Raw genomic sequence first — 23,267 nt, forward strand, 5'->3', positions numbered from 1 at the left:
CCGCTCAGAGCCAGGTGATGTCGTTGAAGCCGCGGTCGATGTAACCGCCCTTGTCGGCCGAGGAGCCCTCATAGCCAAAGATCGGCCAGATCTCCTCCTGGTTGTAGAGCCCCACAACCAGCCCACCGCGCACCTTCTGGAAGAAGGCACTGTCCTCGATCTCGCGCAGCAGCGCGGTGCGCTGCTCCTCCCAGCCGATATCGGCATAGGGCACGCCGTGCCGGGCCTTCGCCAGGGTGTCGAGGGTGATCACGCCCTCCTCCACCAGCGTCTTCATCGCCGGATCAGTGCCCGCGCCGGTCTCATAGGGCTTCATCGCGATGGCGTAGAAACGGTCTGAGACCTTGTCGTGGGGATAGACGTCGCGGGCCATGACGATGAGCGTGCGCATCGTCTCCGGCTTCAGATTGGTAACTTCCAGTCCCCAGGCCTCACGCGGATTGATGACCGCAAGCCCCGAAATCATGAGTGCGCCGGTGGCACCCACCATCCCCAGCAGGGTCCGGCGCGAGGGTCCGCGCCGGTCTATCAGTGTCGTCATAGCTTCCTCCTGCTTGTTCTTCGTCTTGTTGATCTGTTGGCGCAGATCTTCATGTTGGCGTTATTTGTACCGCCCGTGCTTCTGCAAGACTTCGATTTTGTATCCGTCCGGATCTGTGACGAAGAAGAACTTCGCGAGCAGCGTTCCCTCGCGGAAGAACTCCTTCACCGGTGTCGGATTGAGCCCGAGTTGCTCGAAGCGGGCATGCTCGGCGCCGAGATCATCCACCACGAAAGCCATGTGCCCATAGCCGTCTCCGAGCTGGTAGGGCTCGGTACGGTCGTGGTTGATGGTGAGCTCGAGCTCGAAATCAGCGTCAGGACTGCGCAGATAGACGAGCGTGAAACCGTCGAACGGAAAGCGGTCCGCGATCGCGAGCCCGAACGCCTTCACGTAGAAGTCGGTCGAGCGCGCCTCGTCGAGAACGCGGATCATCGAATGTATGGCCTTCGCCACCTGTTCCTCCGGACCAGGACCCCAGACAGGGCGGGAATCCGCCACTGGTCAGGGATGCTAGGCCGCGTGGAAGGCGGGTGGTGGTAGGCTGCTAGCACATCACCACGATGTGCTTTGCGCCGGGGCCGGCGCGGCGCGGCGGCGTTATTCGGCCGCCTCCAGCCGAAGCCGCGCGCCCTCGCACAGATAGCGCTCATGCACCGTCGCCGCGCTCATCGGCATCGGGCCCGCCGCGGCGGGGCGCACTTCGGTAAGAAAGATCAGACAGGAGCAACGCAGCAGCGAGGCGAAATTGCGCACCTCGCCGTGCAGTTCCAGCACCTCGTCATGCAGCTTGGTGACGAACTTGCCCAGGCTCATGCCCTGATGGGCGGCGACCTCTTCCAGCACGGTCCAGAACGCGGCTTCGAGGCGAATCGAGGTGGAATGACCGCCGATGCGCACGGAGCGCGTCTGGCCCTCATAGGTATCAGGCGCCTGACCGGCGAAGATGTGGCACATTGGGCGTCTCCCGGAACGTCCTTTATATTTTGAACGATTCCACTCCCGGAATGGCGCGCTGTAAAGGCCGAAATTGATCGCGCCCGCCGCGCGCCGACCGTGCCCCTAGGTGCGGCGCCTCGCCGTCACCTCGATCTCGATCTTCATTTCCGGCACGAGAAGGCCGGCGACGATAAGCGTCGCGGCCGGCCGGGCCTTGGCGAAGTACTGTCCGAAGATGGGAAACAGGACATCGGCATAGTCCGCCCGGGTCACGATGTAGTGGACCCGCACCACGTCATCGAGGCTGGCCCCCGCTTCCGCCAGCGCCGCGGCGATGTTGCGGAAACAGGCATGGGCCTGCGCGCCGACATCCTCGGGCAGGGTCATCGTCGCGTAGTCATAGCCCGTGGTGCCGGAGACGAAGATATCGGCCCCGTCGACCACCGCGCGCGAATAGCCGCCCTCCGCCTCGAACCGCGAGCCGGAGGAGATGAGGCGACGGGTCATGTCCGCTCCCTTTCTCTCACAAGAGGCGCGGCCGATTGACGACGCCACACCCCACGCCCGCACGGCTCACGCCCAGGGGCGTTCCTCGGCGAGCTGGCTCTCGAAGGACTTGATCTTGTCAGCCTTCGCCTGGGTGAGGCCGATATCGTCGAGCCCGTTCAGCAGGCAGTGCTTGCGGAAGGCGTCGACCTCAAAGCTGATCTGGCCACCGTCCGGCCCGGTGATGGTCTGGTTCTCAAGATCCACCGTGACAACGGCATTGGCGCCGCGCGAGGCGTCGTCGAACAGAGCTTCCAGCTGCTCGGGCGTTACCTTGATCGGCAGGATGCCGTTCTTGAAGCAGTTATTGTAGAAGATGTCGGCGAAGGACGTCGAGATCACGCAGCGAATGCCGTAGTCCAGCAGGGCCCAAGGCGCATGCTCGCGCGACGAGCCGCAGCCGAAATTGTCGCCGGCGATCAGGATCGAGGCGCCCTTGTAGGCGGGCTTGTTCAGCACGAACTCGGGATTGTCCGAGCCGTCTTCCTTGTAGCGCAGTTCGGAGAACAGGCCTCGTCCGAGGCCGGTGCGCTTGATCGTCTTCAGGTACTGCTTGGGAATGATCATGTCGGTGTCGACATTGACCATGTGCAGCGGCGCCGCGACGCCGCTCAGGGTGGTGAACTTATCCACGGTACGCTCCTCCGGTCCGGTGGCCGTGCGGCATGCGCCGGCATGCGGGAAATCCCGCCCTCAATAGCATGTGCCGCGCGAATGCCCAGACAACCGGAGTGTCTCACCGGCCGGGAAGCATGCGGCGCAGGACGTCGTCCTTGAGAACGACATGATGTGCCACGGCCGCGGCCGCATGAAGCAGCGCCAGGATCACCAGCGCATTCGCCAGCAGTTCGTGCAGTTCCTTCACCTGCCCCGCCAGGTCCCGATCCACCGCTATGGGCGAGGGAATCGTGAACAGGCTGAAGAACGACACCTCGTTGCCGCGCAGGAAGGCGAGATAGATGCCCACGGCGGGGGTGGCGACCAGAAGCACGTAAAGCAGCACGTGAACCAGCGTCGCGGCCAGATGAACCGGTCGCGACAGGGCCGCCGAAGGCGGCGGCACCGGCCCGCCGACGCGAAGGACAAGCCGCGCCGCCACGAAGCCGAGAAGGGCGAGCCCGACCGAGATATGGGTCCACCAGATCAAAGTTCGTCCCGCCGTACCGCGCTCGAAGAAACCTTCGAGGTAGGACACCCCATAGACCACGATGATCGCAATCACCGTCGACCAGTGAAGAACCCGCAACGGCAGGCTGTAGGTATGGGTAGGCGCGGCTCCGGGAACGGCTTGGGACATGCTTTGACACTCCTAATTTGGAGCGTTTCTAAACTTGTTCCGAGCGATCTCCAATCGGATACCTACGTATCCCCCGCCGCCTCGACCCGTTCCATATCCTCGTCCGAGAGACCGAAATGGTGGCCGATCTCGTGCACCAGTACATGGGTCACGACATCGCCCAGCGTTTCCTCATGCTCGGCCCAGTAGTCGAGAATGGGTCGGCGGTAGAGAAAGATCATGTTCGGCAAGGCGCCCGCCGCCATCTCGTAGCCCTGCGCCAGCCCGATGCCCTGAAACAGGCCGAGAAGGTCGAACGGGCTCTCCGTCTCCATCTCTTCCTGCACCTCGTCGGTCGGGAAATCCTCGACATGGATGACGAGATTTCCGCACATGGCACGGAACGCCTCCGGCAGGCGCGCATAGGCGTCTGCCGCCATGATCTCCATCTCGGCAAGGGTCGGGGCGCCGCGCGCCAGCCAGGCCAGTGCGTCGCTCATCGCCTCGTCACTTCAGATAGGTGGTGAAGAGGTAATAGGCGAGCGCCAGCCCGGCCGCGATCGCCAGCCCACGGCCGATCCGACGACCCCATACTTCCATGGGGTCGTCGTCGGGCGGTTCGGCATAGGGCGGGCGGTCCATGCGCGCGGTCCGGGCCTGTCGTCAGATCGCCGCCGGCCAGCGACGCACGTCGACGAAGTGACCCGCGATCGCCGCCGCCGCCGCCATGGCCGGGGACACCAGATGGGTGCGCCCCCTGTGGCCCTGCCGGCCCTCGAAATTGCGGTTCGAGGTGGAGGCGCAACGCTCCTCCGGGCCCAGCTTGTCCGCGTTCATGGCCAGACACATGGAGCAGCCCGGCTCGCGCCAGTCGAAGCCGGCCGCCTTGAAGATCGCGTCCAGCCCCTCGGCCTCGGCCTGCAGCTTCACCAGTCCCGAGCCCGGCACGATCATGCCGGAAACGCCCTCGCGCACCTTGTGGCCGGCAACGATCTTCGCCGCGGCGCGCAGGTCCTCGATACGGGCATTGGTGCACGAGCCGATGAACACCTTGTCGATGGCGATGTCGGTGATCTTCGTGCCGGCCGTCAGGCCCATATAGGCCAGCGCGCGGCGCTTGGCCTCGCGCTTGCCCTCGTCCTCGATCCTGTCCGGATCCGGCACCAGGCCCTCCACCGAGATCACATCCTCCGGGCTGGTGCCCCAGGACACGATCGGCGGCAGCGAGGCGCCGTCGAGCCGCACTTCCTTGTCGAAGAAAGCGCCCTCGTCGGTCCGCAGCGTGTCCCAATAGCGCAGCGCGGCGTCCCAGTCGGCGCCCTTCGGCGCGCGCGGGCGGTCCTTCACATAGGCAAAGGTGGTCTCGTCCGGCGCCACCATGCCGGCACGGGCGCCGCCCTCGATCGACATGTTGCAGACCGTCATGCGGCCTTCCATCGTGAGGTTGCGGAACACCTCGCCGGCATATTCGATGACATAGCCGGTGCCGCCGGCGGTGCCGGTGGCGCCGATGATGGCGAGCGTCACATCCTTGGCGGTCACCCCGTCCGGCAGCTTGCCGTCGACGGAGACGCGCATGTTCTTGGCCTTGCGCTGGATCAGCGTCTGGGTGGCGAGCACGTGCTCCACCTCCGAGGTGCCGATGCCATGGGCGAGCGCGCCGAAGGCGCCATGGGTCGAGGTGTGGCTGTCGCCGCACACGATGGTCGTGCCCGGCAGGGTGAAGCCCTGCTCCGGACCGATGACGTGGACGATGCCCTGGCGCTTGTCGAGCTCGTTGAAATACTCGACGCCGAACTCGCGGGCGTTCTCCGCCAGCGTCTCGACCTGCATACGGCTCTCGGGATCGACGATGCCGAAGCTGCGATCGGTGGTCTGCACGTTGTGGTCGACCACGGCCAGCGTCTTCGAGGGCGCATGCACCTTGCGGCCCGCGAGACGCAGGCCCTCGAACGCCTGCGGGCTCGTCACCTCGTGAACGAGGTGACGGTCGATGTAGAGCAGGCAGGTTCCATCGTCCTGGCGGTCGATGACATGGTCGTCAAAAATCTTGTCGTACAGGGTACGGGGAGCGGACGTACTCATCTCGGCGTCTCACGTGTCGGTAACGGGGAAATGGGGCTCAAGCAGCGCGGCCGGGAGCACATCGGCTCCGGGCGGCGCTCAGCTAAGCCCCGCCACCGCGCAGGCGGTGAAACGACCGAAGAAACGGCTGGGCATGCGCACATGGTCGGGCACCGCGGCGAAGCCGATCGTGGTCGGCAGGCGGCGGCGGACCTCAGGACGCGCGCAGTCGAGAGCGAGGGGAATACCCGCGCCCCGGCACATGTCCATTTTGCAACCAGCGTTCATCATCGTGGAACCCTTCTAGCAAGTCTCGGCGCCGCGAACAATCCGCCGCGCCCTGCCCGCCAGCGCGGGAGGCGTGCAGGAAAAGTCACGGGAGCGAGAACAATGAACGGGTCATCACTCATTGCTGGAATAATGTATTACGAATGAAATATTGTTCTCTTACAGTATTCCTGAACATCCACCTCTCAAAATCAGCCATTTTCCGCAACGTCATTCTCTATAGAACTTCCCCAATCTCTGCGGTACGCTGATCGGGCGAAGACTGGAGTTCACGATGCGCATCACGGACATCGCCCTGATCATCGCCACCGTCGGCGCCTTTGTTGCCGCGGTGGAAGCGAAGAACCGTGTCGATATCGGCCCGGAGGTTCACGAAAACGTGCGCCGGCACAGCGAGCTGATCACCTGCCCGCTGCGAAAGCCGGACTTCGCCACCGTGATGCAGGCCGCCATGATCGGCGACGGAACCATCATCCTGGAGCAGCAGACGAACACCAAGGTGCGCCACATCAAGGACTGCTGAACCCGGCAGGACGGCATCAGGGCACGGCCGCCGGACCACGCATCAAAACAAAAAAGCCGGGGCGAGCCCCGGCTTTTGTTATTTCGCGTCGAAGAACGCGGTCAGAACGACGCCCTCACTCGGCGGCGACGACCGGCGCGGTCTTCTTCTTGCCGGCGTTCTTGTCCTGGCGCTCGGCGATACGGGCCGACTTGCCGCGGCGGTCGCGCAGGTAATACAGCTTGGCGCGACGCACCTTGCCGCGACGCACCACCTTCAGGCTGTCGATGTTCGGCGAGTAGATCGGGAACACGCGCTCCACGCCCTCGCCGTACGAAATCTTGCGGACGGTGAAGTTCTCGTTGATGCCGCCGCCGGAACGGGCGATCACAACACCTTCATAGGCCTGCACGCGCGAGCGCTCGCCTTCCTTCACCTTCACGTTGACGATAACGGTATCGCCGGGCTGGAAGTCGGGAATAGCGCGCTTCTCGGCCAGCTTGGCGGCCTGCTCGTCATCGAGCTCTTTAATAATATCGACCATAACATCACCTCTGGCGATCCGGCATGCACCGTTCGCATCTTGCTGTTGTCAGTTCATAGTGACGGGCGGCGCTATACGCGAAATCGCCCCGCTTGTCATTCCCTATTCGTCGCAGAACCGTCACGCGCCCGCACATAAGCGTCCCACAGGTCCGGCCGGCGTGCGCGCGTGGCGGCTTCCGCCTGCTCGTGACGCCAGCGCGCCACCTTGGCGTGGTCGCCGCTGGTCAGCACGGCCGGGATGTCGCGCCCCTCGAAACTCTGCGGGCGGGTGAATTGCGGGTACTCCAGCAGCCCGGCGGAGAAACTCTCCTCGGTGCCGGATTGAGGGTGCCCCATCACCCCGTCGAGCAGACGCACGCAGGCGTCGAGCAGCACCAGGGCGCCGATCTCACCGCCGGACAGCACGACATCGCCGACCGAGACCTCCTCCAGCCCGCGCACGGCGACGAGGCGGTCGTCCACACCTTCGAAACGCCCGCACACGATCACCACGCCCTCCCCCGCCGCGAGGTCGCGCACCCGCGCCTGCGTCAGCGGCGCGCCGCGCGGGGTCATCAGCAGGCGCGGCCGGGTGTCGCCTTCGGGCGCGGCCGCATCCACCGCGCGCGCCAGCACGTCGACGCGCATCACCATGCCCGGCCCACCCCCGGCCGGGGTGTCATCGACCGAGCGATGCCGATCGGTGGCATGGGTGCGCGGATCGACCGTCTCCAGCGCCCAGGCGCCCGCCGCGTCCGGTGCCCCCGCGCGGGCCAGCGCCCGCCCGGCCAGCGACTGGCCAAGCGGGCCCGGAAACATGTCGGGAAAGATGGTGATGATCGAGGCACGCCACATGGCAGGGTTTCCGATCCCGAAGGGCTCATTGCGGACGGAGCAGGCGAGCCCGCCACGTTGAAACAGGTGAGAACGATGCCGCCCGCAGCCCCCCGGACGGATCGGCGCCGCTCACCGATGCTAGCCGGACGACGAAGGGCGGCTGCCTTGATGAAACACCAGTTCCCACATCCCGCCCCGCTTTCGCCAGAGCGAACTCCTGAGCGTTCCGGTTTCGGCGATCGTGTAGATCGCAAGAACCACGCCCTCCTGCACGTCTCTTGCCTCGAAGTCGAGGATGGTGCGGGTGCCCTCGAACCCCGGAGCGAGGGCAAGCTCGCGGACGACGGTCGGCTTGTCGTATCTACGTCCCGACTGCCCGATCTCCTGAAAATCGTCCGCGAGAATCCGCTCCAGGAATGCCGCGTCCGCCCGCCTCGCCGGATCAAGCAACTGCTGTTCCAGCGCCCTCAGTTCGTCGGCGAGTGCCTTCGCGGTTCTGGTCATCGTCGGTCACGCCAACAACGCTGCGGCTACCCCCGGTCCGCCTCGGGGGGCGGGGCCTCTTCGCGCGCCCACTCGCCGGGATCGACAACGAGACGCCCGGCGGCGATGTCCACGCCCGGCACCACGGCGCGGGTGAAGGGCAGCATCACGGTCTTGCCGCCGGCCTCGGGGGCGATTTCGAGAATGTCGCCGGCGCCGAAATCATGCACCGCGAGCACCCGCCCGAAGGGCTCGCCCTCGGTCGTGACGGCGGCCAGCCCGATCAGGTCGGCCTGATAGAAATCGTCCTCGTCATCGATCTCGGGCAGAAGATCGCGGGAAACGTGCAGACCTTCATTCGTCAGGGCTTCGGCCGCCTCGCGGCTGTCGATCCCCTTGAAGCGGGCGACGAAGTGGTCCTTCGCCGGCCGCAGCGCCGCCAGCTCGAAGTGCCTCTTTCCCGCCTCGTCGGTCAGCGGGCCGTAGGCGAGCAGGGACTCGGGCGACTCGGCAAACACGAACAGCCGCACCTCGCCCCTCACGCCGTGAGGAGCGCCGATGCGGGCGATCAGAATGCGGTCAGTCATCTTGCGCGGCTCCCGATACGGGTCACGACGGCGAGGCGCCCCGCGCCGTCCGTACAGACGAGGCAGGGCCGGAAAGGCGCCGCGCGAAGCTGCGTCGTCCGACCCCGCGGATCACTCTTCTGCCGTCGCCAACAGGCGGGAGAGGCGGACGCGCGGCGCCCGCCTTCCATCTCACTCGGCCGGAGCGGCTTCCTCGGCGGGGGCAGCCGCCGCAGCAGCGGCAGCAGCAGCCGCTGCCTCGGCAGCCGCGGTACGCTCCTGCGCCTTCTTGCCGGGGACGGCCTTCTTCGGGTTGCTGCGCGCGTCGCGCTTCTTCACATCGAGGCTGTCGAGGAAACGGGCGACGCGGTCGGTGGGCTGGGCGCCCTTGGCGAGCCAGGCCTTGGCCTTCTCGACGTCGAGGATGAAGCGGTCCTCGGCATCCTTGGGCTTCAGCGGATCGAAGGTGCCGATCTTCTCGATGAAGCGGCCATCGCGCGGGGAGCGCGAGTCGGCGACGACGATGCGGTAGTAGGGACGCTTCTTGGCGCCACCACGGGCGAGACGGATCTTGAGGGACATGGGTCTTTCCTTTCAGGTACGTATGTTCGAATTCGTTGTGTCCGCCATCTCCGCGCCGGCGTGTCCCGTGGGAACGTTGGCGCGGGCGACCGGGACGGCCCCGGTCATGACGGCGTGTTCATGGTCGGATGGTCATTTCTTCTTCCCGAACCCCGGCAGGCCCGGAAGCCCGCCCGGCTTGCCGAGACCGGGAAATCCGCCCGGCATGTTGCCGGGAAAGTTCGGTGGCAGGCTTGGCAGCCCACCGGGCGCGCCCTTGCCGCCACCCGGCATCTTCTCGGCCATCTGCTTGATCTGCTCCGGCGAGGGCATGCCACCGCCGAGGCCGAACATGTTGGCAAGGCCCGCCATGGGCCCGCGCTTGGCACCGGGGCCGCCCATCGCCTTCATCATATCCGCCATCTGGCGGTGCATCTTCATCAGGCGGTTGACGTCCTCGACCTTGGTACCGGAACCGCTCGCGATACGCTTGCGGCGCGAGCCGTCGAGCAGCTTGGGATTGCGCCGCTCCTTCTTCGTCATCGAATCGATGATCGCCTTCTGGCGCTTGATGGCGCGATCATCCATTCCGGAATTGGCGAGCTGGTTCTTCATCTTGCCAACGCCGGGCAGCATGCCCATCAGCCCGCCGAGACCGCCGAGCTTTTCCATCTGGTCGAGCTGCATGCGCAGGTCTTCAAGGTCGAACTGCCCCTTGCGCATGCGCTCGGCGGCGGCCATCGCCTTTTCGGCGTCGATGTTCTCGACCGCCTTCTCGACCAGCGAGACGACGTCGCCCATGCCGAGGATGCGGCCGGCGACGCGGCGGGGATCGAAATCCTCCAGCGCGTCCATCTTTTCGCCGGTACCGAGCAGCTTGATCGGCTTGCCGGTGACGGCGCGCATGGACAGCGCGGCGCCGCCACGCCCGTCGCCATCGGCGCGGGTCAGCACGATGCCGGTGAGACCGACGCGCTCGTCGAAGGCGCGGGCGGTGTTCACCGCGTCCTGGCCGGTCAGGCTGTCGGCGACCAGCAGCACTTCATGAGGGCCGGTCGCGGCCTTCACCTCGGCCACTTCCGCCATCAGCGCCTCGTCGAGCGTGACGCGGCCGGCAGTGTCGAGCATCACCACGTCGTAGCCGCCGAGGCGGGCGGCCTCCATGGCGCGACGGGCGATCTGCACCGCGCTCTGGCCGACGACGATCGGCAGCGTGGCGACGTTGACCTGGGTGCCGAGCGTTGCCAATTGCTCCATCGCCGCCGGGCGGCGGGTGTCGAGCGAGGCCATCAGAACCTTGCGGTTGCCCCGCTCGGTCAGGCGCTTGGCGATCTTGGCCGTGGAGGTCGTCTTGCCCGAGCCCTGCAGACCGACCATGAGCACGGGCACCGGCGGTGCCGCGTCGAGGTCGATCGGCTTGGCGTCCGAGCCGAGCATGGCGATGAGTTCGTCATGGACGATCTTCACCACCATCTGGCCGGGCGTGACCGACTTGATGACTTCCGCGCCGACTGCACGGGTGCGTACCCGGTCGGTGAAGGAACGCACGATGTCGAGCGCGACATCGGCCTCGATCAGGGCCCGGCGCACCTCGCGCATGGCTTCGTTGACGTCGGCCTCGGAGAGGGCGCCGCGCTTCTTAAGCCGGTCGAGTATGCCGCCAAGGCGGTCGCTCAGTGAATCGAACATACGTCCGCAGCTCCATTCCCGCCGGGATACCGCGCAAAGCCAAATGGCCCCCGAGGGCGCTACGCGCTGTCGGAGGTTGACCTCCGGGCGCAGGGCCCGGTCGGTGGTTCGGCTCGCGAGATGTGCGAGGATCGGCAGGTCAGTACTTTGGGAAGGTGGCGAAGTCAAGGAAACCGGCGCTTTGGTCCGGCACTGACGGCGCTTTGCGGCCGCGGCCGGGCCGTCACAAACGCCCCGGCGTGTTATCATCGCCTGATGAATCGTGGAAGGCGCCCATGAATCTGGAAGATCGCACCCTGAATCTGGAAGATCACATCCTGTCCATCGTCAGCCGCAGCCGTGGCGGCCTCACCGCCGAGAGCGTGGCGATGGCCTATGCGAAAGACATGGAGAACGAGATCAGGTCGATCCTGGACCGGCTTTCACGCGACGGTGCCATCAACAAGAACCGTGGCACCGGCGCGGACAACGCCACCTATCACAAGCTCGTCGCCACGCGCAGACCCTGATGCGCGCCCGCGCATCGAGGGGCAAGGCGGCCGTGCGCCGCTCACGGCGCGACGAGATAGTGCTTCGACCATTCGGAAGTGGGGATCGCCGCGCCCAGCTTGAAACTGAACGACTTCACATCCAGCCCGTCATGCTCGGTCACGCAGTCATAGGACAGGTGATACCAGGTCCGCCCGCTGCGGATCGCCGCGCCGGGCGCCTTGATGCGTGCGCCCTTGATCACCGTGTCGCCATAGGCATAGGCCACGAGTTCGTCGGGCTTCATGCCCCTGTTGTCGCGCCCGACATCGCCCATCGCGCGCGCATTGCAGCGCTGCTCGATGCGCTCGGACGGCTCGATCATCATCATTTCCTGTTCCCGCGACTTGGCCTCCACCGCAGAGAGGGTGGCCAGCAGCAGAAACCCGCCAAGGGCAAGGCGAACTGCGGTCGCAGTGGTCGAAAAGGTCATGAGCACCCGAATCCCCTGTTGTTGGCAGGGAACTTCAACCGGCCGCTTGTGTCCATCCTATGGCTTCACATCCGCGTTGTGCCGCAGGTCCAGCGTGTTGCCGCCGTTCGCGTGGCAGATTAGAACCGCGCCATGGCGCTGATGGATCTCGCGAACCCGACCCGTTTCCTTGCCCTGTCCGGGCGCGTGCTGCCGTGGCTTTCCATTGCGGCGGTGCTGGTGCTCGCCGTCGGGCTTTTCCTCGCCTTCCGTGCCCCCGCCGACTACCAGCAGGGCGAGACGGTGCGGATCATGTACATCCACGTCCCCTTCGCCTGGCTGGCCATGCTCGGCTATTCGCTGCTGGCGCTGTCTTCGCTCGGCATCCTGGTCTGGCGTCATCCGCTGGCCGATGTCGCGCACAAGGCGCTGGCGCCGATCGGGGCGTGTTTCGCGTTCCTGTGCCTTGTCACCGGCTCGCTCTGGGGGCGGCCGATGTGGGGCACCTACTGGGTCTGGGACGCGCGCCTCACCTCGATGCTGGTGCTGCTGCTGCTCTATCTCGGCCTGCTGGCGCTGCGCTCGGCGATCGAGGACCCCAACCAGGCCGGCCGCGCCGCCGCGGTGCTGTCTCTGGTCGGCTTCGTCAACGTGCCGATCGTCAAGTTTTCCGTGGATTGGTGGAACACGCTGCACCAGCCGGCCTCTGTGTTCCGCATGGGTGGCTCGACCATCGATCCCTCCATGCTGTGGCCGCTGCTGACCTGCGCCACCGGGTTCACCCTGCTGATGCTGGCGCTGCACATGGCGGCGATGCGCAACGAGATCTTCCGCCGGCGCCTGCGGGCGCTGGAAGCACGCGCCGCCGCCGAGGCCGCCTATGTGTGAGAACCGCTGATGTTTGGCCCGCATGGTGAATTCATCATCGCCTGCTACGGCGTCAGCGCCCTGGTGCTGGCGATGCTCACGGCGTGGATCGTCATAGACGGGCGCGCGGTGCGCCGGCAGCTCGACACGCTGGAATCGCGCGGCGTACGCCGCCGCTCGGCCGGACGGGAGCCCTCGTGAACACACCCCTTTCGCCCGACACCGGCTCCACCCCCACCACGAAACCCGGCCGCCGGCGTCTGCTGGTGCTGCTCCCGCTCATCGCCTTCCTGGCGCTGGCGGCGCTGTTCTATGGCCGCCTGTTCTCGGGCGACCCCTCGCGCCTGCCCTCGGCGCTGATCGGACACGAGGTCCCCACCTTCAGCCTCGCACCGCTGGAAGGGCTGACGCGCGAGGGCGCGCCCGTGCCGGGCTTCTCCTCGCAGGAACTGAAAGGCGGCGTGACGGTGCTCAACGTCTTCGCTTCGTGGTGCGCGCCGTGCCGCGACGAGCACCCGTTTCTGGTCGAGCTGTCCAAGCTGCCCGGCTTCCGCCTCGTCGGCCTGAACTACAAGGACGACAGCGAGAACGCCCGCCGCTTCCTCGGCCGGTTCGGCAATCCCTATGCCGCCGTCGGCGTCGACCCGAAGGGGCGCGCCGCCATCGACTGGGGGGTCTATGGCGTGCCCGAGACCTTCGTCATCGGCAAGGATGGCCGTATCGCCTACAAATATGTCGGCCCGATCGACGAACAGGGCCTGCGCGAACGGCTTCTGCCGGCCATCGAAAAGGCCGAAGCCGGCTCCTGAAGCCTCAGTTCCGCTCGTCCGGCAGCACGGGCAGCGGCAGCACCTCGATCTCGTCCTCGATCAGCGCCCGCACCTCGTCCGGGCTGGCCTCGCCGTGGATCAGGCGCTTCTCCTCGTCGCCCTCATGCATGCGCCGGGCAAGCTGGGCGAACTCGCCGCCGACATAGTCGGAGTGGGTGAGCACATGCTCGCGCACCGCCTTCAGCATGGCGCGCAGCTCCTGCTCTTTCTGCGACATCAGCGCGACCGGCTGGGCGCGGTTTTCCTCGGGCGCGGGCTCGCGCGCGGGTTCGGCCACCGGCTCGGCCTCGATCGGACCCGCGCTTCGCCCCAGCGCGGGCGCCATGATCGCCTTCTCGACCTCGGTCGAGCCACAGGCCGGGCAGGAGACCAGTCCTCGCGAGCGCTGCTCGTCATAGCCGCTCGAATCGCGGAACCAGCTCTCGAAATGGTGGTCGTGCGCGCAGCGCAGCCGATAGAGGATCATGCCACGTCACCGGAAGCGGCCAGGTGCAGGCGCCCCGCTTCCGCCGGGCCGACCAGCTCGAAGCGGCGGCCGTGCTGCAGCGAGGGAATGCGCGTGCGCACCGAGGCGACCTTGCCCGGGTCGATCTCGGCGCTGATCACGCCCGGCTCGGTACCGCCCTCGGCGAGGACCGTGCCCCACGGGTCGATGATCAGGCTGTGACCGAAGGTCTTGCGCCCGTTCTCATGGGTGCCGCCCTGCGCCGCCGCCAGCACATAGGCGCCGTTCTCGATCGCCCGCGCCCGGAGCAGGATATGCCAGTGCGCCTCGCCGGTGGACTGGGTGAAGGCCGCCGGCGCCGCGATCATTCCCGCACCGCCATCGGCGAGCGCGCGGAACAGCGCGGGAAAGCGCAGATCGTAGCAGATGGTCATCCCCAGACGAATCTGCGGCAGGTCCGTCACCACCGCGAGTTCGCCCGGCCGATAGGCGGCGGATTCGCGGTAGACGTCGCCATTGGGCAGGTCGACGTCGAACATGTGGATCTTGTCGTAGCGCGCCAGGATCGCCCCGTCCGGCCCGAGAAGGTAGGAGCGGTTGGCGGCGCGGTGCTCGCTCGCCTTCACGGCCAGAGAGCCGATATGCAGGTGCACCTTCAGATCGGCCGCCAGCGCGCGGAACGCGGCCAGCGCGGGGTCGCTCTCCTCGTCATGCAGCACCGCGAACAGCGCCTGCCGGTTCTCCTCCATCGTGCCGGTCATCTCCGGCGTCTGGATATAGCTGGCACCCCCGGCCGCCGCCTCGCGAATCAGCGCGGACGCGGTCTCGACATTCGCCGCCACGCTCTTGGCGGCGCGCATCTGTATCAACGCGGCACGGAACGGGGCGCCGAGATGGGAAGCGCGGGCAGCGTCGGCGTCGTCGGTCATCGGATCACTCTCGGCAAAAGGCGGAATCAGGTCGCGAGCAGGGGATCCAGCTCGCCGGCCTCTTCGAGCGCATAGATATCGTCGCACCCGCCGATGTGACGGCCGTCGATGAAGATCTGCGGCACGCTGGTGCGCCCATTGGCGCGCTGCGACATGGTCGAGCGCGCCACCGGATCACCCGCCACGTTGATCTCGGAATATTCGACACCCTTGCGCTTCAGCAGCTCCTTGGCCGCGAGGCAGTAAGGGCAGGTGTAGGTGGTGTAGATCTCGACCTGGGACATGGGGGCACCTCGTCGGGTCCGGTCTCTGCCGGTGAGCCCCTATGATATGGGCGATGGCTGCCCGTCAACAACCCGGGCAAACACCAGCACGTCGACCCGGCCCGCGCCCGCCCGGCTCAGTGCCTTGGCGCAGGCATCCAGCGTGGCGCCGGTGGTGAGCACGTCGTCGACCAGCACCACCCGCCGCCCGGCAAGCTCCCCACGCGCCATGTCCGGCACCTCGAAGGCGCCGGCGACATTGGCCGCGCGCGCCGCCCGGTCGAGCCCGACCTGCGGCGGGGTGGCCCGGGCGCGCAGCAGCCATGAGGTCTCGACGCGCACGCCGCTCGCACGCCGCACCGCCAGCGCCAGCGCGGCGGACTGGTTGAAGCGCCGCCGCCAGAGCCTGAGGTTATGCAGCGGCACCGGCACCAGGGCCTGCGCATCGCCCAGCAGATCCGCCCCGGCGCGCACCATCATCCGCGCCATGGGCGTGGCGACATCGAGCCGGTCGGCATATTTCAGCGCATGCACCAGATCGCGCGCGACCTCGCCGAACTGCGCGGCGGCGCGGGCGCGGTGATAGGCCGGCGGGGCATCCAGCGCGGCGCTGGAAAGGCGCGGGCCGCCGCTGCCGGGCTCGCAATCATAGGGCAAGGGAATGCCGAGCCGGTCGCAATAGGGCCGCTCGATCAGGTTCAGCCGCCCCCAGCACTGCGCGCACAGGCAACCCGGCTCGCTCACGGCCGCACGGCAGGCCATGCAGTTCGGGGGCAGCGCAAGGTCGATGATGCCGCGCGCGGCCCGACGCGCCGCCTGGCCGGCGGCCCTGCCCAATCGCAGGGCAAACGGCGCCGCGCGCATCGCCCCCCGCATGGCCCCCTCGGCGGGTGCCGGTTCCGCCCCATTGTCCATGGCGCCGAGCATACCATCTGCACAACGCGCGTCACCGGCATTCGCGGCCGGACCTTTGACCCGGCGGCGCCCGCGCCCTATGGCTTTGCCCGACGAAACCCGTGGGAGTCCCCATGTCCGGACCCATCGCGATCTTCGATTCCCACGCGCTCGCCGCGCGGCGCCGCCGTGCGCAGGCGCTGGGGGCCGAGACCTTTCTGCTCGAACGCGTGAGCGAAGACCTTGTCGACCGGCTCGGTGCGGTGAAGCGGCACTTCGGGACCGCGGTCGATCTCGGCACGCCGGCCCCGAACCTGTCTGCCGCGCTGGCGACCACCGGCATGATCGGCCGCACGCGCGCCTTCGGCCCGGCCGAACGGGGCGACGTCGACGTCGTGATCGATCCCGAGGCCCTGCCCTTCGCTCCGGAGTCGCTCGACCTCATCGTCTCCGCGCTGGCGCTTCAGACCGTCAACGACCTGCCCGGCGTTCTGGCGCAGATCCGCCGCGCGCTGCGCCCGGACGGCCTGCTGCTGGCCGCGCTGTTCGGCTCGGGCACGCTGAACGAACTGCGCGAGGCTTTCACCGTCGCCGAGAGCGAGACAGCGGGCGGCATTTCCCCGCGCGTGGCGCCCTTCGCGGATCTGCGCGATCTCGGCGCCCTGCTCCAGCGCGCCGGGCTCGCCCTGCCCGTCACCGATGTCGACCGCGTCGTGGTGCGCTACGCTCATCCGCTGGCGCTGATGCAGGACCTTCGGCGCATGGGGGCCGCCAATCCGCTGGCCGACCGCCGCCGCGCGCCGCTGCGCCGCGACACGCTGACGCGCCTGTTCGAGATCTATGCCGAGCGTTTCTCCGACCCGGACGGACGCGTGCGCGCGACGTTCGAAATCGTGTGGATTTCCGGCTGGGCGCCCCATGAGAGCCAGCAGAAGCCGCTCCGCCCCGGCTCGGCCAAGGTGCGGCTGGCCGATGCGCTCAAGGTGCCGGAGGAGCGGCTGCGGGGCGACAGCTGAGGCCCGAGAACATTCTGGTCACGTGAACCGGCCCCCTCCTCGCTCCGGGGCGCCCTACCGCCCCGGCCCGAGCAGATCGAGCAGCACCGGGATCAACGGCTCATCGGCGGGGGGCATGGGATAGTCGCGCAGCGCGCCAGGCTTCACCCAGGCCAGGCGCTGGCCTTCGCGGCCCTGCGGCTGGCCTTCCCAACGCCGGCAGATCCACAGCGGCATCAGCAGCTGGAAGCTCTCATAGGTGTGGCTCGCGAAACTGAGCGGCGCGAGGCACGGCTCCTTCACCGTGATGCCGAGTTCCTCGGCCAATTCGCGGATAAGGCATTCCTCCGGCCGCTCGCCGGGCTCCACCTTGCCGCCGGGAAACTCCCACAGCCCCGCGAGCTGCTTGCCCGCCGGGCGCTCGGTCAGCAGCACGCGCCCGTCGGCATCGACAAGCGCGCAGGCGGCGACGAGAACCAGCTTCATCGCGCTTCCCCTACCCGGCTCAGGACCGGTAGTCGCCATTGATGGCGATGTATTCCTTGGTCAGGTCGCAGGTCATCACCCGGTCGGACCCACGCCCCAGCCCGATGTCGACGGTGATGTCGATCACGTCGTTCTTCATGTAGGCGGAGGTCTCGGCCTCGTCATAGGCGGGATCGCGCGCGCCCTGATAGGCCACGCGGATGTCGCCGAAGGAGATCGTCAGCAGGTCGCGCTCGGCCGGTTCGCCCGCCTTGCCGACCGCCATGACGATACGGCCCCAATTGGCGTCCTCGCCGGCAACGGCGGTCTTCACCAGCGGCGAATTGGCGATCGACATCGCGATGCGGCGCGCCGAGCGCTTGGAAACCGCCCCGGTGACGAGAATGCGCACCAGCTTGCGCGCGCCCTCCCCGTCCCGCGCCACCTGCTCGGCAAGGTCCGCCAGAACGCCCTTCAGCGCGCGGCGAAAGCTCGCCAGCCGGGTGTCCTTGGCGTCGGTGATCGCCGGCGCACCGGCAGCGCCGGTCGCGAACATCATGAGCGTGTCCGAGGTCGAGGTGTCGCCGTCGATGGTCACGGCATTGAAGCTGTCGACCACTCCCTTGGAGAGCAGCGCCTGGAGCGCCGGCGCCGCGATGGCCGCGTCGGTGAAGACGAAGGAGAGCATGGTCGCCATATCGGGCGCGATCATCCCGGCGCCCTTGGCGATGCCGGCGATGCGCACCTTCACCCCGTCGATGGTCGCGGTGGCGGTGGCGAGCTTGGGGAAGGTGTCGGTGGTCATGATCGCCCGTGCCGGATCGATCCAGGGCAACGGGGCGAGGCGCGTGGCGGTTTCCGCCAGCACGCCGTTATATTTGGTGGCGTCGAGCGGCTCGCCGATCACCCCGGTCGACGCCAGGAAAATCTCCGATTCCGCGCAGCCCAGCGCCTCGGCGGCGATCTTGGCGGTGAGCGCGGTCGACTCGCGCCCCTTCTGGCCGGTGAAGGCGTTGGCATTGCCCGAATTCACCACGAGCGCGCGCGCCGTGCCGCCCGGCAGGTTGGCCCGGCACCATTCCACCGGGGCCGAAGGGCACTTCGACTTGGTGAACACGCCCGCGACGCTCGTGCCCTTGTCCATCTCGACCAGCAGGACGTCGGTGCGCCCCTTGTAGCGGATGCCCGCCTCGGCGGTGGCAAAGCGAACGCCCGCCACCGGGCCGACATCGGGCGTGGTCTTGGGAGCGAGCGGGGAGACCGGAGAAGCGTGGGCCATGGGAGTCTCGGCGAGAGAGAGAAAAGGGCCGCACGGGTGTGCCCGAGAAGCAGGACATCTGCAAGACAGGGGTTCTGCAAGACAGGGGTCAAGACCGCGCGCGAGAGGGCGTGCCAGTGCGCGGGGCCGGGAGCGGGCGCGCCGGCTCCGACGCGTGCCCCCGTTTCGCGGCGTCGCCCGTTCTGCACACGCCGTCGGGCCAGCAGACAAAAGGCCCCGCACCTTGCGGTCCGGGGCCTTCGCCGTTTTCAGAACACCCGCGCCAGATGGCGCGGGTGAGATCACTGCGCCGATAAGGTCACTGCGCGGGCTTGGGCGCGTCGGTCGCGGGAGCCGCCGGCGTGGCGGGCGCCGCCGCCTTGGGGGCGGCGTCGGTCTTCACCACCTTGGCGGACTCGCGCATCTTCTGCACCGTATCGGCCTGCGCCTTCTGGGCCAGGAACTGCTCGATCTGCGGCTTCACTTCCTCGAAGGTCGGCACCGGCTTCTCGCGGGTGCCCTCGACCTTGATGATGTGCCAGCCGAACGGCGTCTTCACCGGCTCGGAAACCTCGCCCGGCTTCAGCTTGAAGGCGACCTCGGCGAATTCCGGCACCATCTGCTCCTTGGTGAAGAAGCCGAGATCGCCGCCATCTTCCTTGCCCGAGGGGTCCTCGGTCAGTTCCTTGGCGATGGTCGCGAAATCCTCGCCCTTCTTCAGCCGGGCCTCGACCGCTTCGGCCTTCTTCTTGGCGGCTTCCGAGGACTTGGGGTCGTTGGCATCGGCGCGGAACAGGATGTGGCGCGCATGCACCTCTTCTTCCGGCTTCTGCTGGCCCACGGCCTCCTGATAGGTCTTCTGCATCGCCTCTTCGGTCATCGCCGCCTTGGCGGCCTTGTCGAGCGCGGCCTGCATCAGCATGCGCTGGCGGATGAACGCCATCTGGCGCTTGAACTCGTCGGTCTGGTCCAGCTTCTCGGCCTCGGCGGCCTGGGCCACTGCGGTCAGGTCGATGAGGAAGCCGAGCACATATTCATCGCGCGCCGGCCCCTGAATCTGCGGCGGCAGGTTCGGCGCCAGCTCCTGGGCGGCGGCATCGACGTCGCTGCGGCGGATTTCGGTGCCGTTGACGGTGGCGAGCACCGGGTCGGCATCGGTCGCGGCGGCGGCGGGGGCAGCAGGCGTGGTTGCGGGCGTCTGCGCCAACGCCGGCAGCGACGGCAGGGCGGCAACGCCGAGCAGCGCGGCCAGGGCGGCGGCGCGCAGCAGCCCGGTGGAACGGGGGCGCGACATGTGCTCGGCATGCGGGCGATGGCGGGTCATGAAATCTTTTCCTTGGGTTGCGGTTATCCGCGGTGAGGCGGCGAAAGCTGGCCCAGTCGCGCTCATGTTGCAAGCGGGACGACACGGCCGGTTAACAAACAGGTCGGCACGGTGCGGCGACAGCGTCATGACGAATGGGAAGCCGCAGCGCCCTCGGCGGCGGCACGGGAAAACTCCGCGCGCCAACGTCGGGCCCACGATTGACAACCCCCAAACCCGTTCATAAGTGTGGCACGCGACGCGGGGCCTGCCCCGTGCTCGCGCTTATGTGACGCAAGAACCCGCAAGCCCGTCGCGGCGGCCCGGCCCGACAGACCCATTTCGGCCGTAAATGGCGTCTCGATGAGCAAAGCCCCGCGCGCTCGCGCCGGCCGATTGCGTAACAGGGCCCGGCGGCCCGTCCCGCCGAGCTCCGAATCTGCCATGGCGGGAACGGATTGGAAGCCTCATGCTCGGCGCTATCGCGCGAAAGCTCTTCGGATCGGCCAATGACCGCCGCGTGCGCGGCTACCAGCCGAAAGTCGCGGCCATCAACGCGCTCGAACCGGACCTGTTGAAGCTCTCCGACGAGGAGTTGCGGGCCCGCACCGTGGAATTCCGCGAGCAGCTTGCCAATGGCGTGGCCCTTGACGACCTGCTCGTGCCCGCCTTTGCCACCGTGCGCGAGGCCGCCCGGCGCGCCCTCGGGCAGCGCCACTTCGATGTCCAGCTGATCGGCGGCATGGTGCTGCACGAGCGCGGCATCGCCGAAATGCGTACCGGTGAAGGCAAGACGCTGGTCGCCACCGCCCCGGTCTATCTCAACGCGCTCACCGGCAAGGGCGTGCACGTCGTCACCGTGAACGATTACCTCGCCAAGCGTGATGCCGAATGGATGAGCCGCGTTTACAATTTCCTCGGCCTCACCACCGGCATCATCGTCCACGGCATGGACGACAATGAACGCCGCGCGGCCTATGCCTGCGACGTCACCTACGCCACCAATAACGAGCTCGGCTTCGACTATCTGCGCGACAACATGAAGTACGAGCTGAGCCAGATGGTTCAGCGGCCGCATCATTACGCCGTGGTCGACGAGGTCGATTCGATCCTGGTCGACGAGGCGCGCACGCCGCTCATCATCTCCGGCCCGCTCGACGACCGCTCGGACTTCTACAACATCATCGACACCTTCATTCCGCGGATGTCGAAGGAAGATTACGAGCTCGACGAGAAGCAGCGCTCCGTCTCCATGACCGAAGCCGGCATGGAAAAGATGGAGCAGATGCTGCGCGAGGGCGGCCAGCTCAAGGGCGAGACGCTCTACGACATTGAGAACGTCACCGTTGTCCATCACGTGAACCAGGCGCTGCGCGCCCACACGCTGTTCCAGCGCGACAAGGACTACATCGTGCGCAATGGCGAGGTCGTCATCATCGACGAGTTCACCGGCCGCATGATGCAGGGCCGGCGCTATTCCGAAGGCCTCCACCAGGCGCTCGAGGCCAAGGAGCGGGTGCAGGTCCAGCCGGAAAACCAGACCTTCGCCTCGATCACCTTCCAGAACTATTTCCGCATGTACGAGAAGCTCGCCGGCATGACCGGCACGGCGAACACGGAAGCGGCCGAGTTCCAGGATATCTACGAGCTTGAGGTGATCGAAATCCCGACCAACCTCCCGGTCCAGCGCATCGACGACGATGACGAGGTCTACCGGAGCTCGGCCGAGAAATACAACGCGATCATCGACCTCATCGAGGAGTGCAAGAAGGGCGGCCAGCCGGTCCTCGTCGGCACCACCTCGATCGAGAAGTCCGAACTGCTCGCCGAGCTGCTCAAGAAGCGCGGCTTCCGCCAGAAGGACTTTTCCGATCCCGACGCCTTCCGCCCGCTCTATGACGGCGACCAGGGCAAGGCGGACGACAAGGTGTTCGCGGTGCTCAACGCCCGCCACCACGAGCAGGAATCCTACATCGTCGCGCAGGCCGGCGTTCCCGGCGCCATCACCATCGCCACCAACATGGCCGGTCGCGGCACCGACATCCAGCTCGGCGGCAACGCCGACATGCGGATCTCGCACGAGCTGACCCACCTGCCGGAAGGCGAGGAGCGCGCCGCCGCCGAGGCCCGCATCCGCGCGGAAATCAGCGTGCTCAAGCAGAAGGCGCTCGACGCCGGCGGCCTCTACGTGATCGGCACCGAGCGCCACGAGAGCCGGCGCATCGACAACCAGCTGCGCGGCCGCTCCGGCCGCCAGGGCGACCCCGGCCACTCGCGCTTCTTCCTCTCGCTCGACGACGACCTGATGCGCATCTTCGGGTCGGACCGGCTTGACGGCATGCTGCAGAAGCTCGGCCTGAAGGAAGGCGAGGCCATTATCCACCCTTGGATCAACAAGGCGTTGGAGAAGGCCCAGCAGAAGGTCGAGGCGCGCAACTACGACATCCGCAAGAACCTTCTCAAATACGACGACGTGATGAACGACCAGCGCAAGGTGGTGTTCGAGCAGCGCGTCGAGCTGATGCGCGACGACGACGTCGCCGAGACGGTGGCCGAGATGCGCCACGGCGTGATCGAGGATCTCGTCGTCAAGTTCGTGCCGCCCAACGCCTATCCCGAGCAGTGGGACACCGATGGCCTCGCCGAGGCGCTGCGCCACGTTCTCGGGCTTGATCTCCCGGTCAAGGAATGGGCGGCCGAGGAAGGCATCGCCGATGAGGAGATGCGCGAGCGCGTGCAGGCCCGCGCCGATGAGGCGATGGCCGCCAAGGCCGCCCAGTACGGCCCCGAGATCATGCGCTATGTCGAGAAGTCGATCCTGCTGCAAACGCTCGACCATCTCTGGCGCGAGCATCTGGTCACGCTGGACCATCTGCGTCAGGTCATCGGCCTGCGCGGCTATGCCCAGCGCGATCCGCTGAACGAGTACAAGTCGGAAGCCTTCCAGCTTTTCGAGGCCATGCTCTCGAACCTGCGCGAGGCGGTCACCGCCCAGCTCATGCGCGTCGAGATCATGACCACGCCGCAGGCGGAGCCCGAGCTGCCGATGAGCGCGCATCACATCGATGCGGATACCGGCGAAGACGAGTTCGCCCTGGCCGACGCCGAATTCGCCAGCGCCGCCACACTGGCACCGGACGCCGAGGCCGCGCGCCGCGATCCGAACGATCCGACCACCTGGGGCCGTGTCGGGCGCAACGAGGCCTGTCCCTGCGGTTCAGGCCTCAAATACAAGCACTGCCACGGCAAGTTCGTCTGAAC

31 protein-coding genes are annotated in these 23,267 nt (G+C 67.2%); 7 read left to right on the forward strand and 24 right to left on the reverse strand.

Features of this window, described 5'->3' with window-relative positions; translation table 11 throughout:
- Positions 1 to 4: 4 nt before the first annotated feature.
- The 10 genes from G3A50_RS05510 to G3A50_RS05550 all read right to left on the reverse strand — a co-directional run bounded on the left by G3A50_RS05510 (position 5) and on the right by G3A50_RS05550 (position 5,657).
- Entirely contained in the window at positions 5 to 541 is a 537-nt protein-coding gene (locus G3A50_RS05510) for a gluconate 2-dehydrogenase subunit 3 family protein (RefSeq protein WP_163074321.1), read from the reverse strand.
- 60 nt (positions 542 to 601) lie between these two features.
- Positions 602 to 997, reverse strand: coding sequence for a VOC family protein (locus G3A50_RS05515; protein WP_163074322.1), 396 nt, complete (start codon positions 995 to 997; stop codon positions 602 to 604).
- 144 nt (positions 998 to 1,141) lie between these two features.
- Positions 1,142 to 1,498, reverse strand: coding sequence for a ribbon-helix-helix domain-containing protein (locus tag G3A50_RS05520; protein WP_163074323.1), 357 nt, complete (start codon positions 1,496 to 1,498; stop codon positions 1,142 to 1,144).
- Between the two features lie 105 nt (positions 1,499 to 1,603).
- Positions 1,604 to 1,987 carry a RidA family protein gene (locus G3A50_RS05525; RefSeq protein ID WP_163074324.1) on the reverse strand — a complete coding sequence of 128 codons (384 nt, stop codon included), beginning with the start codon at positions 1,985 to 1,987 and terminating at the stop codon, positions 1,604 to 1,606.
- Between the two features lie 66 nt (positions 1,988 to 2,053).
- Positions 2,054 to 2,659, reverse strand: coding sequence for a 3-isopropylmalate dehydratase small subunit (leuD, locus tag G3A50_RS05530; protein ID WP_163074325.1), 606 nt, complete (start codon positions 2,657 to 2,659; stop codon positions 2,054 to 2,056).
- Between the two features lie 103 nt (positions 2,660 to 2,762).
- Positions 2,763 to 3,323, reverse strand: coding sequence for a cytochrome b (locus G3A50_RS05535; RefSeq protein ID WP_163074326.1), 561 nt, complete (start codon positions 3,321 to 3,323; stop codon positions 2,763 to 2,765).
- Between the two features lie 62 nt (positions 3,324 to 3,385).
- Positions 3,386 to 3,802: a metallopeptidase family protein gene (locus G3A50_RS05540; protein ID WP_163074327.1), complete on the reverse strand. Its 417-nt coding sequence runs from the start codon at positions 3,800 to 3,802 to the stop codon at positions 3,386 to 3,388.
- 7 nt (positions 3,803 to 3,809) lie between these two features.
- Positions 3,810 to 3,944: a hypothetical protein gene (locus tag G3A50_RS22795; protein WP_281355839.1), complete on the reverse strand. Its 135-nt coding sequence runs from the start codon at positions 3,942 to 3,944 to the stop codon at positions 3,810 to 3,812.
- Between the two features lie 21 nt (positions 3,945 to 3,965).
- A complete protein-coding gene (leuC, locus tag G3A50_RS05545) occupies positions 3,966 to 5,387 on the reverse strand; it encodes a 3-isopropylmalate dehydratase large subunit (RefSeq protein WP_163074328.1) in 1,422 nt (473 codons plus the stop codon).
- A gap of 78 nt (positions 5,388 to 5,465) precedes the next feature.
- Positions 5,466 to 5,657 (reverse strand): hypothetical protein, encoded by a 192-nt coding sequence (locus G3A50_RS05550; RefSeq protein WP_163074329.1) that lies wholly within the window; start codon positions 5,655 to 5,657, stop codon positions 5,466 to 5,468.
- 271 nt (positions 5,658 to 5,928) lie between these two features.
- Here G3A50_RS05550 and G3A50_RS05555 point away from each other — a divergent pair, with 271 nt between their 5' ends.
- Positions 5,929 to 6,177, forward strand: coding sequence for a hypothetical protein (locus G3A50_RS05555; RefSeq protein WP_163074330.1), 249 nt, complete (start codon positions 5,929 to 5,931; stop codon positions 6,175 to 6,177).
- A 115-nt stretch (positions 6,178 to 6,292) separates the two neighbouring features.
- Here G3A50_RS05555 and rplS read toward each other — a convergent pair whose 3' ends face one another.
- The 6 genes from rplS to ffh all read right to left on the reverse strand — a co-directional run bounded on the left by rplS (position 6,293) and on the right by ffh (position 10,817).
- Positions 6,293 to 6,700, reverse strand: a complete 408-nt coding sequence (gene rplS, locus G3A50_RS05560; protein WP_163074331.1) for a 50S ribosomal protein L19 — start codon at positions 6,698 to 6,700, stop codon at positions 6,293 to 6,295.
- A gap of 95 nt (positions 6,701 to 6,795) precedes the next feature.
- A complete protein-coding gene (trmD, locus tag G3A50_RS05565) occupies positions 6,796 to 7,536 on the reverse strand; it encodes a tRNA (guanosine(37)-N1)-methyltransferase TrmD (RefSeq protein WP_163074332.1) in 741 nt (246 codons plus the stop codon).
- A 120-nt stretch (positions 7,537 to 7,656) separates the two neighbouring features.
- Positions 7,657 to 8,022: a nuclear transport factor 2 family protein gene (locus G3A50_RS05570; protein WP_163074333.1), complete on the reverse strand. Its 366-nt coding sequence runs from the start codon at positions 8,020 to 8,022 to the stop codon at positions 7,657 to 7,659.
- 26 nt (positions 8,023 to 8,048) lie between these two features.
- Positions 8,049 to 8,588, reverse strand: coding sequence for a ribosome maturation factor RimM (gene rimM, locus G3A50_RS05575; protein ID WP_163074334.1), 540 nt, complete (start codon positions 8,586 to 8,588; stop codon positions 8,049 to 8,051).
- A gap of 171 nt (positions 8,589 to 8,759) precedes the next feature.
- Entirely contained in the window at positions 8,760 to 9,149 is a 390-nt protein-coding gene (rpsP, locus tag G3A50_RS05580) for a 30S ribosomal protein S16 (RefSeq protein WP_163074335.1), read from the reverse strand.
- A 132-nt stretch (positions 9,150 to 9,281) separates the two neighbouring features.
- A complete protein-coding gene (gene ffh, locus G3A50_RS05585; protein WP_163074336.1) occupies positions 9,282 to 10,817 on the reverse strand; it encodes a signal recognition particle protein in 1,536 nt (511 codons plus the stop codon).
- A 275-nt stretch (positions 10,818 to 11,092) separates the two neighbouring features.
- Between ffh and G3A50_RS05590 the strand changes: the two genes are divergently transcribed.
- Positions 11,093 to 11,326, forward strand: a complete 234-nt coding sequence (locus G3A50_RS05590; RefSeq protein WP_163074337.1) for a hypothetical protein — start codon at positions 11,093 to 11,095, stop codon at positions 11,324 to 11,326.
- Positions 11,327 to 11,367: 41 nt separating this feature from the next.
- Here G3A50_RS05590 and G3A50_RS05595 read toward each other — a convergent pair whose 3' ends face one another.
- Positions 11,368 to 11,778 (reverse strand): DUF930 domain-containing protein, encoded by a 411-nt coding sequence (locus G3A50_RS05595; RefSeq protein ID WP_246252156.1) that lies wholly within the window; start codon positions 11,776 to 11,778, stop codon positions 11,368 to 11,370.
- A 132-nt stretch (positions 11,779 to 11,910) separates the two neighbouring features.
- Here G3A50_RS05595 and G3A50_RS05600 point away from each other — a divergent pair, with 132 nt between their 5' ends.
- The 3 genes from G3A50_RS05600 to G3A50_RS05610 are packed head-to-tail and all read left to right on the forward strand — an operon-like array spanning position 11,911 to position 13,433.
- Positions 11,911 to 12,645 (forward strand): heme ABC transporter permease, encoded by a 735-nt coding sequence (locus tag G3A50_RS05600; protein ID WP_163074338.1) that lies wholly within the window; start codon positions 11,911 to 11,913, stop codon positions 12,643 to 12,645.
- 9 nt (positions 12,646 to 12,654) lie between these two features.
- A complete protein-coding gene (gene ccmD / locus G3A50_RS05605; RefSeq protein ID WP_163074339.1) occupies positions 12,655 to 12,825 on the forward strand; it encodes a heme exporter protein CcmD in 171 nt (56 codons plus the stop codon).
- Positions 12,822 to 13,433 (forward strand): DsbE family thiol:disulfide interchange protein, encoded by a 612-nt coding sequence (locus tag G3A50_RS05610; RefSeq protein ID WP_163074340.1) that lies wholly within the window; start codon positions 12,822 to 12,824, stop codon positions 13,431 to 13,433. The genes ccmD and G3A50_RS05610 overlap by 4 nt, the downstream gene beginning before the upstream one ends.
- A gap of 4 nt (positions 13,434 to 13,437) precedes the next feature.
- On the opposite strand, the gene G3A50_RS05615 is transcribed toward G3A50_RS05610, so the two are convergent.
- From G3A50_RS05615 to G3A50_RS05630, 4 genes are read right to left on the reverse strand one after another with little or no spacing between them, the layout of a single operon-like run.
- On the reverse strand, positions 13,438 to 13,920 hold the full coding sequence (locus G3A50_RS05615) for a DUF1178 family protein (RefSeq protein ID WP_163074341.1): 483 nt from the start codon (positions 13,918 to 13,920) through the stop codon (positions 13,438 to 13,440).
- Positions 13,917 to 14,828: a carbon-nitrogen hydrolase family protein gene (locus tag G3A50_RS05620; RefSeq protein WP_163074342.1), complete on the reverse strand. Its 912-nt coding sequence runs from the start codon at positions 14,826 to 14,828 to the stop codon at positions 13,917 to 13,919. The genes G3A50_RS05615 and G3A50_RS05620 overlap by 4 nt, the downstream gene beginning before the upstream one ends.
- A 26-nt stretch (positions 14,829 to 14,854) precedes the next feature.
- Positions 14,855 to 15,112, reverse strand: coding sequence for a glutaredoxin 3 (gene grxC / locus G3A50_RS05625; RefSeq protein ID WP_163074343.1), 258 nt, complete (start codon positions 15,110 to 15,112; stop codon positions 14,855 to 14,857).
- Positions 15,113 to 15,151: 39 nt separating this feature from the next.
- Positions 15,152 to 15,967 (reverse strand): ComF family protein, encoded by an 816-nt coding sequence (locus G3A50_RS05630; RefSeq protein WP_425483468.1) that lies wholly within the window; start codon positions 15,965 to 15,967, stop codon positions 15,152 to 15,154.
- Positions 15,968 to 16,119: 152 nt separating this feature from the next.
- Here G3A50_RS05630 and G3A50_RS05635 point away from each other — a divergent pair, with 152 nt between their 5' ends.
- Positions 16,120 to 17,001, forward strand: a complete 882-nt coding sequence (locus G3A50_RS05635) for a methyltransferase domain-containing protein (RefSeq protein ID WP_163074344.1) — start codon at positions 16,120 to 16,122, stop codon at positions 16,999 to 17,001.
- Between the two features lie 54 nt (positions 17,002 to 17,055).
- Here G3A50_RS05635 and mutT read toward each other — a convergent pair whose 3' ends face one another.
- From mutT to G3A50_RS05650, 3 genes are all read right to left on the reverse strand, one after another.
- Positions 17,056 to 17,466, reverse strand: a complete 411-nt coding sequence (gene mutT, locus G3A50_RS05640; RefSeq protein WP_163074345.1) for an 8-oxo-dGTP diphosphatase MutT — start codon at positions 17,464 to 17,466, stop codon at positions 17,056 to 17,058.
- 19 nt (positions 17,467 to 17,485) lie between these two features.
- Positions 17,486 to 18,724, reverse strand: a complete 1,239-nt coding sequence (argJ, locus tag G3A50_RS05645) for a bifunctional glutamate N-acetyltransferase/amino-acid acetyltransferase ArgJ (protein ID WP_163074346.1) — start codon at positions 18,722 to 18,724, stop codon at positions 17,486 to 17,488.
- A 298-nt stretch (positions 18,725 to 19,022) separates the two neighbouring features.
- Complete coding sequence (locus G3A50_RS05650; protein ID WP_163074347.1) at positions 19,023 to 20,027, reverse strand: peptidylprolyl isomerase; 1,005 nt, start codon at positions 20,025 to 20,027, stop codon at positions 19,023 to 19,025.
- A 448-nt stretch (positions 20,028 to 20,475) separates the two neighbouring features.
- Between G3A50_RS05650 and secA the strand changes: the two genes are divergently transcribed.
- Positions 20,476 to 23,265: a preprotein translocase subunit SecA gene (secA, locus tag G3A50_RS05655; RefSeq protein ID WP_163074348.1), complete on the forward strand. Its 2,790-nt coding sequence runs from the start codon at positions 20,476 to 20,478 to the stop codon at positions 23,263 to 23,265.
- Positions 23,266 to 23,267: the final 2 nt, after the last annotated feature.

Source organism: Ancylobacter pratisalsi (genome assembly GCF_010669125.1).
In the GTDB taxonomy this organism is placed as follows: Bacteria; Pseudomonadota; Alphaproteobacteria; order Rhizobiales; family Xanthobacteraceae; genus Ancylobacter; species Ancylobacter pratisalsi.